Here is a 14,066-nt window from a genome sequence, read left to right as displayed (position 1 = left end):
TGGCACCTGTGCGTATCTTGGACGCGCGAACGCCCATGTGCCTGGCAAGTCGGGTGATCTTGGGTGGTCAGGAGGCGAAGTCGAGGACGACCTTGATGTCGTCGGGGCGGTTCTCCAGGGCCTCGGTGTAGTGGTCGGCGGGGACGCGGCGGGTGATCAGCGCGGCCAGCCAGTCCGGGTCGGCCGAGCGCAGCGCGTGCGCCGCCTCCTGCCAGTGCCGCAGGTTGGCGTTGACCGAGCCGAAGACCACGTTGTTCTCCAGCACCATGTCGCGGTTGAGCCCGCCCAGGTCCAGGGCCAGCTTGCGGCCGCCGCTGGACACGCCGGTGAGGGCCACCGTGCCGTTCGGTCCGACCTGGTCGATGACCTGGGCGATGACCTGCGGCGCGCCGGTGCATTCGAGCACCAGGTCCGGCTGGAAGCCGATGTCGCACACCGATCCGGTGTGGTACGTCGCGCCCAGCCCCGCCACCAGGTCGGGCTTCGGGCCGGTGTCGGCGCGGTCCAGCACGTGCACCTCCAGGTCGCGCTGCCGGCCGAGCAGCGCGGCCAGCAGGCCGATCGGGCCCGCGCCGGTGACCAGCACGGTGCGGGGGTCGTACCGGGCGCGCAGGCCGATGCGCTCGATGTGCTCCCAGGCCTTGGCCACGATGCTGGTCGGTTCCAGCAGCATGCCGACCTCGATCAGGGCCGGGTCGAGGGCGACCGCGAAGTCGGGCTCGACGCGCCAGCGCTCGCGGGCGAAGCCGTGCCGCTCCTTGATGCCGCACTCGACGTACTGCCCGTTGCGGCACATGTCCCACTCGCCGACCAGGCAGTTGACGCACGGCACCGGGTCCGGGCGGCGCACCACCCCGGCGACCAGCTCACCCGGCTGCCAGCGGCCGGAGTCGTCGGAGATCACCCGGCCCAGCGACTCGTGCCCGATCACCAGGCGCCCGTCGGGGCCGGGCGCGGTGCCGTACTCCGCCGCGATGATCTCCCGGTCGGTGCCGCAGACGCCCACGGCGAGTGCCTGCACCAGCACCTGCCCCTCGGACTCGTCCGGCTCGGGCAGGTCGTCGACGTACCGCACCGAGTCCGCGCGTCCCGCCTCGACGATCAAACCTCGCATAGCGCCACCCTAGGTCCGTTGTCCCGCCGCCGCCGGGAAAGCGGGAGAGCCGAGACTCGCACGTGCGACCGACACCTTCCGTGGTGCATCCTTTACGGCATGTCCACGGACCACACCCCCTCCGCTTACCCACCTGCCGAACGGTCGAACCTGGTGGAGGAGGTGCACGGACATCGCATCGCCGACCCGTACCGGTGGCTGGAGGACGCCGCCGACCCCGCCGTCGCGGCCTGGTCACAAGCCCAGGACGAGCTGCTGGCGGGCCACCGGCAGGGGTGGCCGGACCGCGCCGCGCTGCGCGAGCGGCTGGCGCAGCTGATGGCCGTCGGCGCGGTGGGCACCCCGGTCTGGCGCGGCGGACGCGGCTTCCACCTGCGCCGCGCGCCCGAGCAGGACCACGCCGTGCTGCTGGTGATCGAGCCGGAAGGCACCGAGCGGGTGCTCATCGACCCCAACACCGTCGACCCGAGCGGCGCCACCACGCTCGACTTCCACTACCCGTCGCCGGAGGGCACGCTGCTGGCGTACGCCCTGTCGGTCGGCGGCACCGAGGAGCCGCTGCTGCGGGTCATGGACGTCGCCACCGGGGAAGTGGTGGACGGGCCGATCGACCGCATGCGGCACACCGGCATCGCCTGGCTGCCCGGCGGGCAGGCCTTCTACTACGCGCGCTTCCTCGCCCCCGGCAGCGTCCCGGGCGACGACCCGAAGCTGCACCGCCGCGTCTACCTGCACCGGCTCGGCACCGACCCGGAGACCGACCCGCTGATCCTGGGCGACGGCTCGCCGCGCGGACGCTACTTCTCGCCGCACGTCTCGCCCGACGGCCGCTGGCTCGTCGTCAGCGAGAGCCAGGGCACCGACCCCCGCAACGACCTGTGGCTGGCCGACCTGTCGGCAAGCCCGGCCGACGCGCCTGCGCTGCGGCCGGTGCAGCAGGGCGTCGACGCGCTGACCTACGCGCACTTCCACGGCGGCCGCGTCTACCTGCAGACCAACCGCGACGCGCCCCGCTGGCGGCTGTGCGTGGCGGACCCGGCCGACCTCGCGTACGAGAGCTGGCAGGAGCTGATCCCCGAGGACCCCGGGGCGGTGCTGGAGGACTACGCCGTGCTCGACGGCCCGGCGCTGGAGACGCCGGTGCTGCTGGTGGCCACCACCCGCCACGCGCTCAGCGAGCTGACCGTGCACGAGCTCGCCACCGGCGAGGAGGTCGCCAAGGTGGCCCTGCCCGGCGTCGGCAGCCTGGGCATGCTCACCGCGCACCCGGAGGGCGGGCACGAGGCCTGGTTCGGGTACGGCGACTACACCACCCCCGGTGCCGTGCACCGCTTCGACGCCCGGTTCCGCACCGTGCACCCGTGGGCGGCGCCGCCCGGCGCGGCCGCCGTCGGCGACCTCGTCACCGAGCAGGTCACCTACACCTCCGCCGACGGCACCGACGTGCACATGTTCGTCGTCTCCCCCGCCGGGACGGCCGACGGGCCCCGGCCCACCGTGCTGTACGGGTACGGCGGCTTCAACATCTCGCTGACCCCGTGGTACTCCGCGATGGCGATCGCCTGGGCCGAGGCCGGCGGGGTGTGGGCCGTGGCCAACCTGCGCGGCGGCGGCGAGGAGGGCGAGCGGTGGCACCGCGACGGCATGCTCGCCCGCAAGCAGAACGTCTTCGACGACTTCCACGCCGCCGCGGACTGGCTCGTCGCCACCGGCACCACCACGCCCGGCCAGCTCGCGATCATGGGCGGCTCGAACGGCGGGCTGCTGGTCGGCGCGGCGCTCACCCAGCGGCCCGCCGCGTACGCCGCCGTGGTCTGCTCCGCGCCGCTGCTGGACATGGTCCGCTACGAGCTGTTCGGGCTCGGCGCCACCTGGGCCGGGGAGTACGGCACCGCCGCCGACCCGGAGCAGCTCGGCTGGCTGCTGTCCTACTCGCCGTACCACCACGTGCGCGAGGGCACGGCGTACCCGGCGGTGCTGTTCACGGTGTTCGACGGCGACAGCCGGGTCGACCCGCTGCACGCCCGCAAGCTCGCCGCCGCGCTCCAGCACGCCACCTCCGGCGACCGGCCGGTGCTGCTGCGCCGCGAGGGCGACGTCGGGCACGGCAACCGGTCGGTGTCGCGCAGCCTGGACCTGTACGCCGACGAGCTGGCGTTCCTTTCGGCGTACACCCGTCAGGGCTGACGGCGCGGATCCACCGCCAGGATCATGCACTCCCACGGGTGGTGCGCCACCGGGGATGATCGCGGGTTCGTGTCAAGATCTGCGGTCGCACTGCAGGTCATGACACCGAACAGCGATCTTCAACCGCACCGGCCGCGGTCCGGGACCGGCGGACGCGGTCGGCGGGTCCAGACCTTGGGCGGGCGGGGGCGGGTTGCGGGCGGCCATCGCACGCGCTGAGATCATCTCGGGCATGGCCGTCACGTTGCGCACCGCCGAGCACGCCGACGTCGAGCAGCTGCTCGCGTTCTGGAAGCGGGCCGCGGAGAACACCGATCGCCACGACACCGCCGTGGCCGTGACGGCGCTGCTGGCGCGCGACCCCGAGGCGCTGCTGCTGGCCGTGGACGGTGACGAGATCGTCGGTTCGCTGATCGCGGGCTGGGACGGATGGCGCTGCCACCTGTACCGGTTCGCGGTGGACCCGGACCGGCGCCGCCAGGGCATCGGGCGGATGCTGCTCGACGCGGCCGAGCGGCGCTTCGCCGCGTTCGGCGGGCAGCGAGCCGGGGCGATGGTGCTCGACGACAACGACCTCGCCCACGCGGCGTGGTCCGCCGCCGGCTACGAGCGGCAACCCCAGTGGTCCCGCTGGGTCAAACCCCTGACCGCCCCCTGACCGCCTGCCGCCCGCCTGCCGACAGCTCCGCCGAGATCGCTGTTCGGTGTCATGATCTGCGGTCGGACCGCAGATCATGACACGAGTCCGCGATATCACCCGGGTCGCGGCCGGGCGGGCGGGCAGCGGGCGGGTGGCCGGGCGAATAGGATCATGGAATGCGTACCCCCCTCGACCGCATCGCCCTCATCTCCGATGTGCACGGCAACCTGACCGCGCTGGAGGCGGTGCTCGCCGACATCGACGCCCGCGGCATCGAGCGCATCTTCAACCTCGGCGACTACGTCGGGAAGGGTCCACGCGGCCGCGAGGTGATCGAGGTCTGCCGCGAGCGGTGCGAGGTCAACCTGCTCGGCAACTGGGACGACTTCCTGCCCGACCCCGACCGCGAGTACGACAGCCCGGCCCTGGCCTGGTGGCTGGCGCAGCTGGCCGACGGGCAGGGCGCATGGCTGCGGGCGCTGCCGTTCAGCCACGACTTCACCATGAGCGGACGGCGCGTGCGGCTCTACCACGCCTCCTCCGCGACGGTGCACCGGCGCATCCGGTTCGACCACGACGAGGCGGAGTTCCTGTCCATGTTCGCCAACACCCCGGCGACCGGCGACGGGCCCGAGCCGACGGTGGTCGGGTACGGCGACACGCACGACCCGTACTACGAGGTGGACCGGTGGCGGCGCACGCTGTTCAACACCGGCAGCGTCGGCAACGCCATGGACGACCCCACGCCGGTGTACGTGATCCTGGAGGGCGCGTACGGCTCCGAGGCCGAGGCTCCGTTCTCGATCCAGTTCGTGCGCGTGCCGTACGACGTCGAGGCGGAGCTGGCGGTGGCCCGCGAGCTGGGCATGCCGGAGTACGCGGGGTACGAGTCCGAGCTGCGCGACGGGATCTACCGCGGCGAGATGGGCCGGCCGGAGGGGCCGACCTACCACCGCCGCCCACGGGCCGCCGCCTGACGCGGGGCGGGCCGGTGCCCACCCGCGACCACAGCAGGGTCTGCGGCATCCGGCCCGTCGGCGATCTCGGCGTCACGCTTCGCCGAGATCCGCACCGCCGGCCGGAGCCGCCGGCCGCGGCAGGGTCCGGGCGTCGCGGAGGATCAGCCACGCCACGGCGGGGATGGCCAGGCCGCTGACGGCATGCAGCCCGAACACGAGCGCGCCGGTCGAGCCGCCGAGTGCCAGGGCGAGTTTGGCGATCACCACCTGCACCGAGGTCAGCCCAGCGACCAGTGCGGACAGCCCGATCAGTCGCCGGGGCAGCCGGCCCAGCGCCGCGACGGCGGCCATCACCAGCGGCAGCGAGAAGATGACGTACCCCAGCGCGTGGTGCGGCCGGTAGGAGCCGAACGCGCCGCTCGCGGCGAAGTAGAACTCCGCGACGACGACCAGCATCAGCAGGGCCGCCAGTCCGAGGAATGCCTTACGCATGTGTCGTGCCTTTCCGAGGTGGCCGACCCCGTCCGGATCGGTCTCACCCGGTCCGACGACGCAGCCCGGCCGGATGTGAGGCGCGAGCCGCGACTGTGACGCGGCGTACTGTCTGCGGGAACCACGGGGAGGGGACGAGCGATGACCGAACGGGCCGCGCCCGCGTCCAGCGACGTCATGGACGAGCGGCGGCAGCTGCTCAACCTCACGTACCGGCTGCTCGGTTCGCTGGCCGACGCCGAGGACGCGGTGCAGGAGACCTACGCGCGCTGGTACGCCATGACCCCGGCGGAGCAGGACGCGATCACGTCGCCGGGCGCCTGGCTGACGACCGTCGCCAGCCGCGTCTGCCTGGACCTGCTCGGCTCGGCCCGGGCCCGGCGGGAGCGCTACGTCGGCGCGTGGCTGCCCGAGCCGCTGCCCGAACCGGCCGAGTGGGGCGGCAGGCGCGCCGATCCTGCCGACCGGATCACCCTCGACGAGTCGGTGAGCATGGCGTTCCTGGTCGTGCTCGATGCGATGACCCCGGCCGAGCGCGTCGCGTTCGTGCTGCACGACGTGTTCGGATACCCGTTCGGGGAGGTGGCCGCGATCGTGGGGCGTACCGCGGCGGCATGCCGGCAGCTGGCCGCCTCGGCCCGCCGCAGGGTCGGCGCGGCGCGGGCCGCACCGGCGCCCGCGGCCCAGCGCGGCGTGGTCCGGGAATTCAAGCGGGCCTGGGAGGCCAAGGACATCGAGGCGCTCGTGGGCCTGCTCGATCCGGACGCCACCGTGGTCGCCGACGGCGGCGGCCTGGTCAGCACCGTGACCCGCCCGATCGTGGGCGGCGACCAGGTCGGCCGGTTCGCGCTCGGCATGGCCGAGCGGCTGGTCGGCCTGGACCTGCTGGAGCGGACGGTCAACGGCCGGCCCGGCCTGGCGGCGCAGCGCGACGGCGCGGTCGTGGCGGTGTTCGCGTTCGACGTCGCGGACGGCCGGGTCCGGCATGTCTGGGCGGTGCGCAACCCGGAGAAGCTGCGCCCCTGGATCGCGGACCGCCCAGACATGCGGGACCGCGACGGCCGTTGACCTGGCGGGGCCGGCGTCGCGCGGGAGTGTCCTGAGGAGGGGATTCGCCGTTGCCGAAAGCGTTTGCCCAGGCTGAGATCATGGTGCGATGACCGAGCGCAAGCCGATGATCGCGGTGCTGACCGGGGCGGGCATCTCCACCGACTCCGGCATTCCCGACTTCAGAGGTCCCTCCGGTGTCTGGACCCGCGACCCGGCCGCCGAGAAGCTGTTCACGTACGAGCACTACATGGCCGACCCCGAGGTGCGACGCGCCTCCTGGCTGGCGCGGGCCGACAACGCGGCCTGGACCGCGCAGCCCAACGCGGCGCATCTCGCGCTGGTGGAGCTGGAGCGGGCCGGGTTCCCGGTGCGGATCATCACGCAGAACATCGACGGCCTGCACCAGAAGGCGGGCTCGACGCCGCGCAAGGTGCTCGAGCTGCACGGCACCATGTTCACGGTGCGCTGCATGTCCTGCGGCGAGCGGGGCACGATGCGCGACGCGCTGGACCGGGTGGCCGCGGGCGAGCCCGACCCGGCATGCCTGTCCTGCGGCGGCATCCTCAAGGCCGGCACCGTCATGTTCGGCGAGAACCTCGACTCCGAGACGCTGAGCCAGGCCGGCTCGATCGCGAAGGCGTGCCAGATCTTCTGGGCCGTCGGCACCTCGCTGACGGTCCAGCCGGCCGCGTCCCTGTGCGCCATCGCGATGACCGAGGGCGCCCGGGTCACCATCGTCAACGCCCAGCCCACCCCGTACGACGTCGTCGCCGACGAGGTGATCCGCACCCCCATCGGCGAAGCCGTCCCCCACCTCGTCAAGGCCCTCCTCGCCGCCCACCCCTGATCGCACCACCCCACGCGTCAAGATCACGTCGATCTTGCGCGAACTGTTAGGGATATGTCCTTTGTGGGCGTGTCGCACCCACAGTTCGCGCAAGATCGGCGCGGGGGTGGGTGGGGGGGTGGGGGAAGTGCGTCGCGGGGGTGGTGGGGCGGCGGTAGGGTCTTCGATCATGGCGGCGGCTCTGGAGCTTTATCTCGACCCGGTGGCTACTGCGCGGCTGCGTACGCTGTGGCACGCGTTGGAGGCCGAGGGGGTGCCTACGCTGCGGGATCTCACGCATCGTAAGCATCGGCCGCATCTGTCGATCACCAGTGCGGAGGTGCTCGACGGTCCGGCCGTGGAGGCGGCGCTGCGGGGGATGGCGGTCGCGCCGCCGATCCGGCTGACGTTCGACCACATCGGGCAGTTCCTGGGGCGGGTGCTGTGGCTCGGGCCGGTGCCGACCGCCGAGCTGCTGGCGCATCATGCCGCGGTGCACGGCCGGCTGACCGCGGCGGGGATCGAGACCGGGTCGTTCTACCAGCCGGGGGCTTGGGTGCCGCACTGCACGCTGTCGATGCGGGTGCCGCTGGTGCGGATGACCGACGCGATCCGGCTGTGCCTGGACATGCTCCCGCTGGAGGCGACCGTCACCGGCGCGGCCGTCGCCGACCACGCCCGCGACCTCTATCACCCGCTGCCCGCGACCTGATCCCGTCCGCGGTCGAGGCCCCGTTCATGCCGCTGGAGTCGCATGAACGGAGCCTCGACCAGTCGGTGGCCGATCAGCGCTGGACGCGGGCGCTGCCGCCGCCCATCAGCGCTTCGACCTCGGCGCGGGTGGCCATGGAGGTGTCGCCGGGGGTGGTCATGGCCAGGGCGCCGTGGGCGGCGCCGTACTCGACGGCGCGGTGCAGGTCACCGGTGGTGAGCAGGCCGTAGATCAGGCCGCTGGCGAAGCTGTCGCCGCCGCCGACGCGGTCCAGGATCTCCAGGTTCGGCCGGTGCGTGGCGTGGGCGAAGCCGTCCCGGCTCCACGCCACCGCGCCCCAGTCGTTGACCGTCGCGCTGCGCACGGTGCGCAGCGTCGTGGCGACGACCTTGAAGTTGTCGTACTCCTGCACGACCTGGCCGATCATCTTCTCGAAGTTCTCGGCCTCCAGCTCGGACAGGTCGTCGGACGTGCCGGGCACCTCGAAGCCGAGGCTGGCGGTGAAGTCCTCCTCGTTGCCGATCATCACGTCGACGTAGCGGGCCAGCGCGCGGTTGACCTCCTGCGCCCGCGCCTTGCCGCCGATGCCCTTCCAGAGGCTGGGGCGGTAGTTCAGGTCGTACGAGATGATGGTGCCGTGGCGGCGGGCGGCGGCCATCGCGGCCTCGATCACGTCGGGCGTGCCGTCCGACAGCGCGGCGTAGATGCCTCCGGTGTGGAACCAGCGCACGCCGAGCGTGCCGAACAGGTGCTCCCAGTCCACGTCCTCCGGGCGCAGCTGGCCGGCGGCGGTGTGGCCCCGGTCGGAGACGCCGACCGCGCCGCGTACGCCGAAGCCGCGCTCGGTGAAGTTGAGGCCGTTGCGCACGGTGCGCCCGATGCCGTCGTAGGGCACCCAGCGGATCAGCGAGGTGTCCACGCCGCCGGTGAGGATCAGGTCCTCCAGCAGCCGGCCCACCTCGTTGTCGGCGAACGCGCTGACCAGCGCGGTCCGCATGCCGAAGCAGCGGCGCAGGCCGCGGGCCACGTTGTACTCGCCGCCGCCCTCCCAGGCGCGGAACGAGCGCGCGGTGCGCACCCGGCCCTCGCCCGGGTCCAGGCGCAGCATCACCTCGCCGAGCGAGACCAGGTCGTAGCGGCAGTCCTCGGCGGGACGGGCGTCAACGGGCATCGGTCGCTCCACTGGTCAGCTCGCGGGCCGCGGCCACGGCGGCGGCGGTGCGGCGGGTGATCTCGGCGTAGTCCCCGGCGGCCAGCAGGTCCGCGGCGACCATCCAGGTGCCGCCGACCGCGAGCACGGCCGGGACGGCCAGGTAGGCGGCCAGGTTCGCGGTGGTGACCCCGCCGGTCGGCACGAAGCGCAGGCCGGGGAACGGGGCGGACAGCGCCTTGACCATCGGGGCGCCGCCGAGCTGCTCGGCCGGGAAGAACTTCACCGCCGACAGGCCCGCCTCCAGCGCCATCTGGATCTCGGTCGGGGTGGCCACGCCGGGGAAGACCGGCACGTCCAGCTCCTGGCAGCGGCGCACCACCGCGGCGCTGAAACCGGGGCAGACCACGTAGCGGGCGCCGGCGTCGACGGCCCGCTCGGCCTGCTCCGGGCTGACCACCGTGCCCGCGCCGACCAGCAGGTCGGACGAGCCCGCCAGGCGCTTGATCGCGTCGAGCGCGGCGGGGGTGCGCAGGGTGACCTCGATGGAGTGCAGGCCGCCCGCGGTGAGGGCGGCGGCCAGCGGCTCGGCCGCGGCGGCGTCAGGGAGGATGACCACCGGCAGCAGCCGGTCGCCCGCCAGCACGGTGGCGATGTCGGATGAGCGTTCATGTTGGTGAACTACAGTCACGTATGTGACCCTAGTGGCGGACGAAGGGATTGGCAATGAACCCCCAGCAGGAGGCGCCCCGGCCGCCGGTGAAGTCCGCCGACCGGACCCTGGAGCTGCTCGAGGCGCTCGCCACGGGCGGCCCGCGCGGGCTGGTCGAGCTGTCCCGTGAGCTGGACATTCCCAAGAGCAGCCTGCACGGGCTGCTGCGCACCATGAGCGGGCGCGGCTGGGTGGAGACCGACGCCACCGGCACCCGCTTCGGCCTGGGCGTACGCGCGCTGCAGGTCGGTGCGGCGTACCTGGACAGCGACGACGCGCTCGGGCTGGTCAACGCGACGCTGGACGCGCTGGCCGCACGCTTCGGCGAGACCGTGCACCTGGGCCGGCTGGACGGGCCGAACGTCGTTTACATAGCGAAACGGGAGTCGGCGCACCCGCTGCGGCTGTTCAGCGCGATCGGCCGGCGGCTGCCCGCGCACGCCACCGCGCTCGGCAAGGCGCTGCTCGCCCAGCGCGACGACGCCGAGGTCGACCGCCTGCTCGACTGGCCGCTGACCGCGCTCACCGCGCACACCCACACCACCCCCGAGGCCCTGCACGCCGACCTCGCCCGGGTGCGCGAGCAGGGCCACGCCGTGGACCGCGAGGAGAACACCGAGGGCATCATGTGCCTGGCCGTCGCCGTCCCCCTGCGCCGCCCCGCGATCGACGCGATCAGCGTCTCCATCCCCCTGGCCCGCCTGCGCGACTCCACCGAGGCCGACATCGTCACCGACCTCCACCGCCACGCCACCGCTCTCACCGCCGCCGCCCACCTCCTCCCCTGACCCTGGATCGTCAGACTTGCCTGGCAGATGTGCGTATCTTGAGCTCGGATACGCCCATCTGCCAGGCACATCGGCCGATCTTGGCGGGTGGGGTCAGGCGCCGATGGCGGACTTGACTTTGGTGATGGCGGCGGTCTCGGTGTCCTTGATGCCGCCGGAGGCGTTGGCGACCTGGTCGCAGGCGTTGGTGATGACCGCGCGGAACTCGGTCAGGTCCTGCGGGTCCTTATGGAGGATGGCCGCCGACTGCTGCAGGGCGCTGAGCACACCGGACTCCATCTCGGCCGGCGAGCCCTTCGGCATCTCGGGGAAGCCACCCGCCTTGAAGACGCTCTGCAGCTCGGGTGAGGCGCCGGCCAGCGCCTTGGCGCCCGCAATGCTCTCCTTGAAGCTGGCGAAGAACCCGGGGTCGGCATGCGACACCAGGAACACCGCACCGAAGGCGGCCGTACGCAGGGTCTGTCGCTCTTGATCGGTGTATTCCGTCATGCGGCACATTCTGTGCGAACCGACCCGAACGCGAAGCCATTTCGTTACTTTTGCCCCCGCCGGAAGGGCGGCCCCCTAGGGTCGAGGAAGAGCATCCAGCTCCGAACACGGGGGTAACGGAAAATGGCAGTCGACCTCAACCAGATCATGAAGCTGATGAGCGACCCGCAGATCCAAAGCCTGCTCAAGGGTCTGTTCAGTCAGATCTCCGGCGGTCAGGGCGGCGGACAGCAGGCCAACCTCAGCGGCCTGATGGACCAGTTGAGCAAGTCGGGCCTCGGCCCGCAGGTGCAGTCCTGGGTCGGCACGGGCCAGAACCAGAACGTCACCGGGGCGCAGCTCCAGCAGGCGCTGGGCGGCGGGACGATCGAGCACGTGGCCCAGGAGGCCGGCACCACGCCGCGCCAGGCGGCCGACGATCTCGCGAAGGTGCTCCCGGAGCTGGTCAACCAGGCCACACCCGATGGCCGGATCCCGGACCAGCAGCAGATGCAGCAGATGATGGGCAAGCTGTTCGGCAAGTGACCGGCCGCCTGCGCCCGGGGCGCCCGTCGACTGACGGGCGCCCCGGCGCGTGTCCGGGGTCAGGTGGCGGCCCGGGTGACCCGGAGCAGGCTGGCCTGGTGGCGCTCGGCGTCGTACGCCGCCCGCCCGCCGCGCGCGCCGAACAGCCGCTTGCGGTAGACGAGGAACACGACCGCGCCGATGTTGATCAGCAGCGCGGCGACCCGGACCCAGGTCACGCGCTCGACCAGCTCGTACACCTCCAGCGGGATGAACACGGCGGTGGCGACCGCGGTCAGGTACTCGCCCCAGCGGCGCAGCAGCCACAGGCCGGTCGCCTCGACCAGCTGGAGCAGGCCGTAGCCGCACAGGGCCGCGGCGATCCAGCCCAGCGTCAGCGGCCGGGTCTGCAGGGCGGTCCGGGCCAGGTGCACCAGCGGTGAGTCGGCGAGATCCCAGTGCAGCCGGTCCGCCAACGGCTGCAGCAGCGGCAGGTCCTGGTCGAACTCGGCCCGCACGGCGGGCAGCGCGCCGCGCAGGCGCCAGACGCCGTACGCCCCGAGGAGCAGCAGCAGGCCACGCAGCAGGCGCTCGACGGCCAGCGCCCGCAGCACCACCGCGTCGCGCAGCAGCTGCCCGCGCAGCGGCACGGGCGCCTCGTCGGCGGGCCCGGACGCCCGCGGCGCGCCGGGCACGAAGTCGCCGCAGCGCAGGCAGCGCCAGGCGGACCCGTCGACGGTCGCCACGCACAGGTGCTCGCGCAGCTCGGGCTCGTCCGGGGCATAGGTCAGGTGATGCCGGGCGCAGGCCAGCAGGTTCCAGTCCATCACGCTCCCCGCCCGGCTCCGGCCACCAGGTTATCCCTTTTAATCCTCTTTCAGGATGATTGTTCCGGCATCGCGACCGCGTGAAATGTCCGTATTGCCATCAGCCGAAAGTACTACATCAACAATCCCCGAACGACCGGAAGAGGCGGGTGACCTGCGCTGTTTCAGCGCTCAGAGGTGGTCCCCGTCACCATTCGAGGGTGGGCACCCGTCGATCGGCTTTCTAAGCTCGGCGGATGCGTGGCAACGGAGCACACGAGCAGCGCGAGGTCGGGCGTCACCGCGCCCAGGCTCGCCAGAATCCCCTGTCCAGTCCCCTCAAGTCCCTCGCCAAGCGACTCGGCCTCTTCTCGGCGGCCGACTCGCGGAAGCTGATGGCAGTGACCGGCCTGGTCGGCGCCCTCGGCGTCGCGGCGGCCGGCGGAGTGGCGGCCACCGCCGCTCCCGACGAGAAGGTCAACCTGCACACGGCGAGCGTGAGCCGAGTCGAGGCCGAGAAGGCGGCCACCCGTTCCCTGACCCGGGCGGCGACCACTCCGGTCGAGACGGCCCCGAAGGCGGCAGCCCCCAAGGCGGCCGTCGAGGCCGCCCCGAAGGCGGCGACCAAGGCCGCCCCGAAGGCAGCCCCCAAGACCGCCCCCAAGGCGGCGGCCCCCAAGGCCGCCCCGAAGGCAGCCCCTAAGGCCGCGGCGCCCAAGGTGGCGGCGAAGCCGAAGGCCGCCCCGCAGCCCGTGCTGCGCCCGGTGGCCGGCCTGGACATGACGCAGATGCGCAACGCCCAGGCCATCGTGCAGGCCGGCAAGGAGCTGGGCCTGCCCAAGCGGGCATACGTGGCCGCGATCGCCTGCGCGATGCAGGAGAGCCAGCTGTACAACCTGGCCAGCACCGTGTACGCGGAGTCGTACAACTACACCAACCAGGGTGAGGGCTCCGACCACGACTCGGTCGGCCTGTTCCAGCAGCGCCCGACCTCCGGCTGGGGCACGGTCAAGGACCTGATGCAGCCGAAGTACGCGGCGACGCAGTTCTACAACGCCCTGAAGAACGTGCAGGGCTGGCAGGACATGCCGCTGACGCTGGCCATCCAGGAGGTCCAGGTCTCGGCGTTCCCGTACCACTACGCCAAGCACGAGACGCGGGCGCAGCAGGTCGTGGACGCGCTGACGAACTGACGTCACGTCCGCGCAACGATCACCGTTGCCCCGGGTGTTCGGGTCTGTCGACTCCGGACGCCCGGGGCTCGTCGCGTCCCGGGGGCAGTGCGGCCAGGTGAAACCTGGTGAGCAGGTTCGGCAGGATGGTCCGCAGCGCGGCCAGCGTGCTGCGGCGGGGTGCCGATCAGGCAGAACGTCGCCTTGACGCCGTACTCGGCCAGCAGGGCGAGGATCGGCGGGGTCCAGTCCGGATCGGGCCCGTCGTCGAAGGTGAGCGCCACCTCGACCGTGCCGGTGGTGAACCGGCTGCCGAACGGCCCGCCCCGCTCCGCCGGCAGCGGCGGGCGGTTCGGGCCGGTGACGGGTTCGACGCGCGGGGGCAGCGGCGGCATGATCGCGCCGCCCGGTGCGGGCCGCTTGCGGGAGGGACGCTCCTCGACCGGCTCCTCGCGCGTCGCCGCC

15 protein-coding genes and 1 pseudogene are annotated in these 14,066 nt (G+C 72.7%); 9 read left to right on the top strand and 7 right to left on the bottom strand.

Going from position 1 to position 14,066, the window contains the following annotated elements; all coding sequences use genetic code 11:
* Positions 1-67: 67 nt before the first annotated feature.
* Positions 68-1,114, bottom strand: coding sequence for a glucose 1-dehydrogenase (locus AB0J67_RS02040; protein ID WP_363475264.1), 1,047 nt, complete (start codon positions 1,112-1,114; stop codon positions 68-70).
* A 99-nt stretch (positions 1,115-1,213) separates the two neighbouring features.
* On the opposite strand from AB0J67_RS02040, the gene AB0J67_RS02035 reads away from it, so the two are divergent.
* The 3 genes from AB0J67_RS02035 to AB0J67_RS02025 all read left to right on the top strand — a co-directional run bounded on the left by AB0J67_RS02035 (position 1,214) and on the right by AB0J67_RS02025 (position 4,918).
* A complete protein-coding gene (locus AB0J67_RS02035; protein WP_363475262.1) occupies positions 1,214-3,301 on the top strand; it encodes a prolyl oligopeptidase family serine peptidase in 2,088 nt (695 codons plus the stop codon).
* 193 nt (positions 3,302-3,494) lie between these two features.
* Positions 3,495-3,959 carry a GNAT family N-acetyltransferase gene (locus AB0J67_RS02030; protein WP_363475260.1) on the top strand — a complete coding sequence of 155 codons (465 nt, stop codon included), beginning with the start codon at positions 3,495-3,497 and terminating at the stop codon, positions 3,957-3,959.
* A gap of 158 nt (positions 3,960-4,117) precedes the next feature.
* On the top strand, positions 4,118-4,918 hold the full coding sequence (locus AB0J67_RS02025; protein ID WP_363475258.1) for a metallophosphoesterase family protein: 801 nt from the start codon (positions 4,118-4,120) through the stop codon (positions 4,916-4,918).
* A 72-nt stretch (positions 4,919-4,990) separates the two neighbouring features.
* On the opposite strand, the gene AB0J67_RS02020 is transcribed toward AB0J67_RS02025, so the two are convergent.
* Positions 4,991-5,392, bottom strand: coding sequence for a DUF6220 domain-containing protein (locus AB0J67_RS02020; protein ID WP_363475256.1), 402 nt, complete (start codon positions 5,390-5,392; stop codon positions 4,991-4,993).
* A 141-nt stretch (positions 5,393-5,533) separates the two neighbouring features.
* Between AB0J67_RS02020 and sigJ the strand changes: the two genes are divergently transcribed.
* The 3 genes from sigJ to AB0J67_RS02005 all read left to right on the top strand — a co-directional run bounded on the left by sigJ (position 5,534) and on the right by AB0J67_RS02005 (position 7,980).
* Entirely contained in the window at positions 5,534-6,460 is a 927-nt protein-coding gene (gene sigJ, locus AB0J67_RS02015; protein ID WP_363475255.1) for an RNA polymerase sigma factor SigJ, read from the top strand.
* A gap of 88 nt (positions 6,461-6,548) precedes the next feature.
* Positions 6,549-7,289 carry a Sir2 family NAD-dependent protein deacetylase gene (locus AB0J67_RS02010; protein ID WP_363475253.1) on the top strand — a complete coding sequence of 247 codons (741 nt, stop codon included), beginning with the start codon at positions 6,549-6,551 and terminating at the stop codon, positions 7,287-7,289.
* A gap of 169 nt (positions 7,290-7,458) precedes the next feature.
* The gene (locus tag AB0J67_RS02005; RefSeq protein WP_363475251.1) at positions 7,459-7,980 is read left to right on the top strand and encodes a 2'-5' RNA ligase family protein; all 522 of its coding nucleotides are present in this window, start codon (positions 7,459-7,461) and stop codon (positions 7,978-7,980) included.
* A 73-nt stretch (positions 7,981-8,053) separates the two neighbouring features.
* Here the strand turns inward: AB0J67_RS02005 and AB0J67_RS02000 are convergent, their stop codons facing one another.
* Positions 8,054-9,151 (bottom strand): sugar kinase, encoded by a 1,098-nt coding sequence (locus tag AB0J67_RS02000; RefSeq protein ID WP_363475249.1) that lies wholly within the window; start codon positions 9,149-9,151, stop codon positions 8,054-8,056.
* Positions 9,141-9,821 (bottom strand): bifunctional 4-hydroxy-2-oxoglutarate aldolase/2-dehydro-3-deoxy-phosphogluconate aldolase, encoded by a 681-nt coding sequence (gene eda, locus AB0J67_RS01995; protein ID WP_363475247.1) that lies wholly within the window; start codon positions 9,819-9,821, stop codon positions 9,141-9,143. Before eda ends, AB0J67_RS02000 begins: the two co-directional genes overlap by 11 nt.
* Positions 9,822-9,856: 35 nt before the next feature.
* Here eda and AB0J67_RS01990 point away from each other — a divergent pair, with 35 nt between their 5' ends.
* Positions 9,857-10,630 carry an IclR family transcriptional regulator gene (locus AB0J67_RS01990; RefSeq protein ID WP_363475245.1) on the top strand — a complete coding sequence of 258 codons (774 nt, stop codon included), beginning with the start codon at positions 9,857-9,859 and terminating at the stop codon, positions 10,628-10,630.
* A 93-nt stretch (positions 10,631-10,723) separates the two neighbouring features.
* On the opposite strand, the gene AB0J67_RS01985 is transcribed toward AB0J67_RS01990, so the two are convergent.
* Positions 10,724-11,119 carry a hypothetical protein gene (locus AB0J67_RS01985; RefSeq protein ID WP_363475243.1) on the bottom strand — a complete coding sequence of 132 codons (396 nt, stop codon included), beginning with the start codon at positions 11,117-11,119 and terminating at the stop codon, positions 10,724-10,726.
* A gap of 156 nt (positions 11,120-11,275) precedes the next feature.
* Between AB0J67_RS01985 and AB0J67_RS01980 the strand changes: the two genes are divergently transcribed.
* A complete protein-coding gene (locus AB0J67_RS01980; protein WP_363475241.1) occupies positions 11,276-11,644 on the top strand; it encodes a YidB family protein in 369 nt (122 codons plus the stop codon).
* Between the two features lie 59 nt (positions 11,645-11,703).
* On the opposite strand, the gene AB0J67_RS01975 is transcribed toward AB0J67_RS01980, so the two are convergent.
* A complete protein-coding gene (locus tag AB0J67_RS01975; protein ID WP_363475239.1) occupies positions 11,704-12,450 on the bottom strand; it encodes a DUF2127 domain-containing protein in 747 nt (248 codons plus the stop codon).
* 236 nt (positions 12,451-12,686) lie between these two features.
* Between AB0J67_RS01975 and AB0J67_RS01970 the strand changes: the two genes are divergently transcribed.
* The gene (locus AB0J67_RS01970) at positions 12,687-13,622 is read left to right on the top strand and encodes a hypothetical protein (protein ID WP_363475237.1); all 936 of its coding nucleotides are present in this window, start codon (positions 12,687-12,689) and stop codon (positions 13,620-13,622) included.
* A gap of 161 nt (positions 13,623-13,783) precedes the next feature.
* Here the strand turns inward: AB0J67_RS01970 and AB0J67_RS01965 are convergent.
* Positions 13,784-13,900 (bottom strand): annotated as a pseudogene (locus tag AB0J67_RS01965) (polysaccharide deacetylase family protein); the annotation flags it as partial.
* Positions 13,901-14,066: the final 166 nt, after the last annotated feature.

This window comes from Catellatospora sp. NPDC049609, assembly GCF_040675365.1.
Lineage (GTDB): Bacteria > Actinomycetota > Actinomycetes > Mycobacteriales > Micromonosporaceae > Catellatospora.
This window is presented reverse-complemented; position numbering and strand designations above follow the sequence as displayed.

Coding starts and splice junctions, on each gene's coding strand:
- AB0J67_RS02040 (WP_363475264.1), bottom strand. CDS start 1,114: ATGCGAGGTTTGATCGTCGAGGCGGGACGCGCGGACTCGGTGCGGTAC.
- AB0J67_RS02035 (WP_363475262.1), top strand. CDS start 1,214: ATGTCCACGGACCACACCCCCTCCGCTTACCCACCTGCCGAACGGTCG.
- AB0J67_RS02025 (WP_363475258.1), top strand. CDS start 4,118: ATGCGTACCCCCCTCGACCGCATCGCCCTCATCTCCGATGTGCACGGC.
- AB0J67_RS02020 (WP_363475256.1), bottom strand. CDS start 5,392: ATGCGTAAGGCATTCCTCGGACTGGCGGCCCTGCTGATGCTGGTCGTC.
- sigJ (WP_363475255.1), top strand. CDS start 5,534: ATGACCGAACGGGCCGCGCCCGCGTCCAGCGACGTCATGGACGAGCGG.
- AB0J67_RS02010 (WP_363475253.1), top strand. CDS start 6,549: ATGACCGAGCGCAAGCCGATGATCGCGGTGCTGACCGGGGCGGGCATC.
- AB0J67_RS02005 (WP_363475251.1), top strand. CDS start 7,459: ATGGCGGCGGCTCTGGAGCTTTATCTCGACCCGGTGGCTACTGCGCGG.
- AB0J67_RS02000 (WP_363475249.1), bottom strand. CDS start 9,151: ATGCCCGTTGACGCCCGTCCCGCCGAGGACTGCCGCTACGACCTGGTC.
- AB0J67_RS01990 (WP_363475245.1), top strand. CDS start 9,857: ATGAACCCCCAGCAGGAGGCGCCCCGGCCGCCGGTGAAGTCCGCCGAC.
- AB0J67_RS01985 (WP_363475243.1), bottom strand. CDS start 11,119: ATGACGGAATACACCGATCAAGAGCGACAGACCCTGCGTACGGCCGCC.
- AB0J67_RS01980 (WP_363475241.1), top strand. CDS start 11,276: ATGAGCGACCCGCAGATCCAAAGCCTGCTCAAGGGTCTGTTCAGTCAG.
- AB0J67_RS01975 (WP_363475239.1), bottom strand. CDS start 12,450: ATGGACTGGAACCTGCTGGCCTGCGCCCGGCATCACCTGACCTATGCC.
- AB0J67_RS01970 (WP_363475237.1), top strand. CDS start 12,687: ATGCGTGGCAACGGAGCACACGAGCAGCGCGAGGTCGGGCGTCACCGC.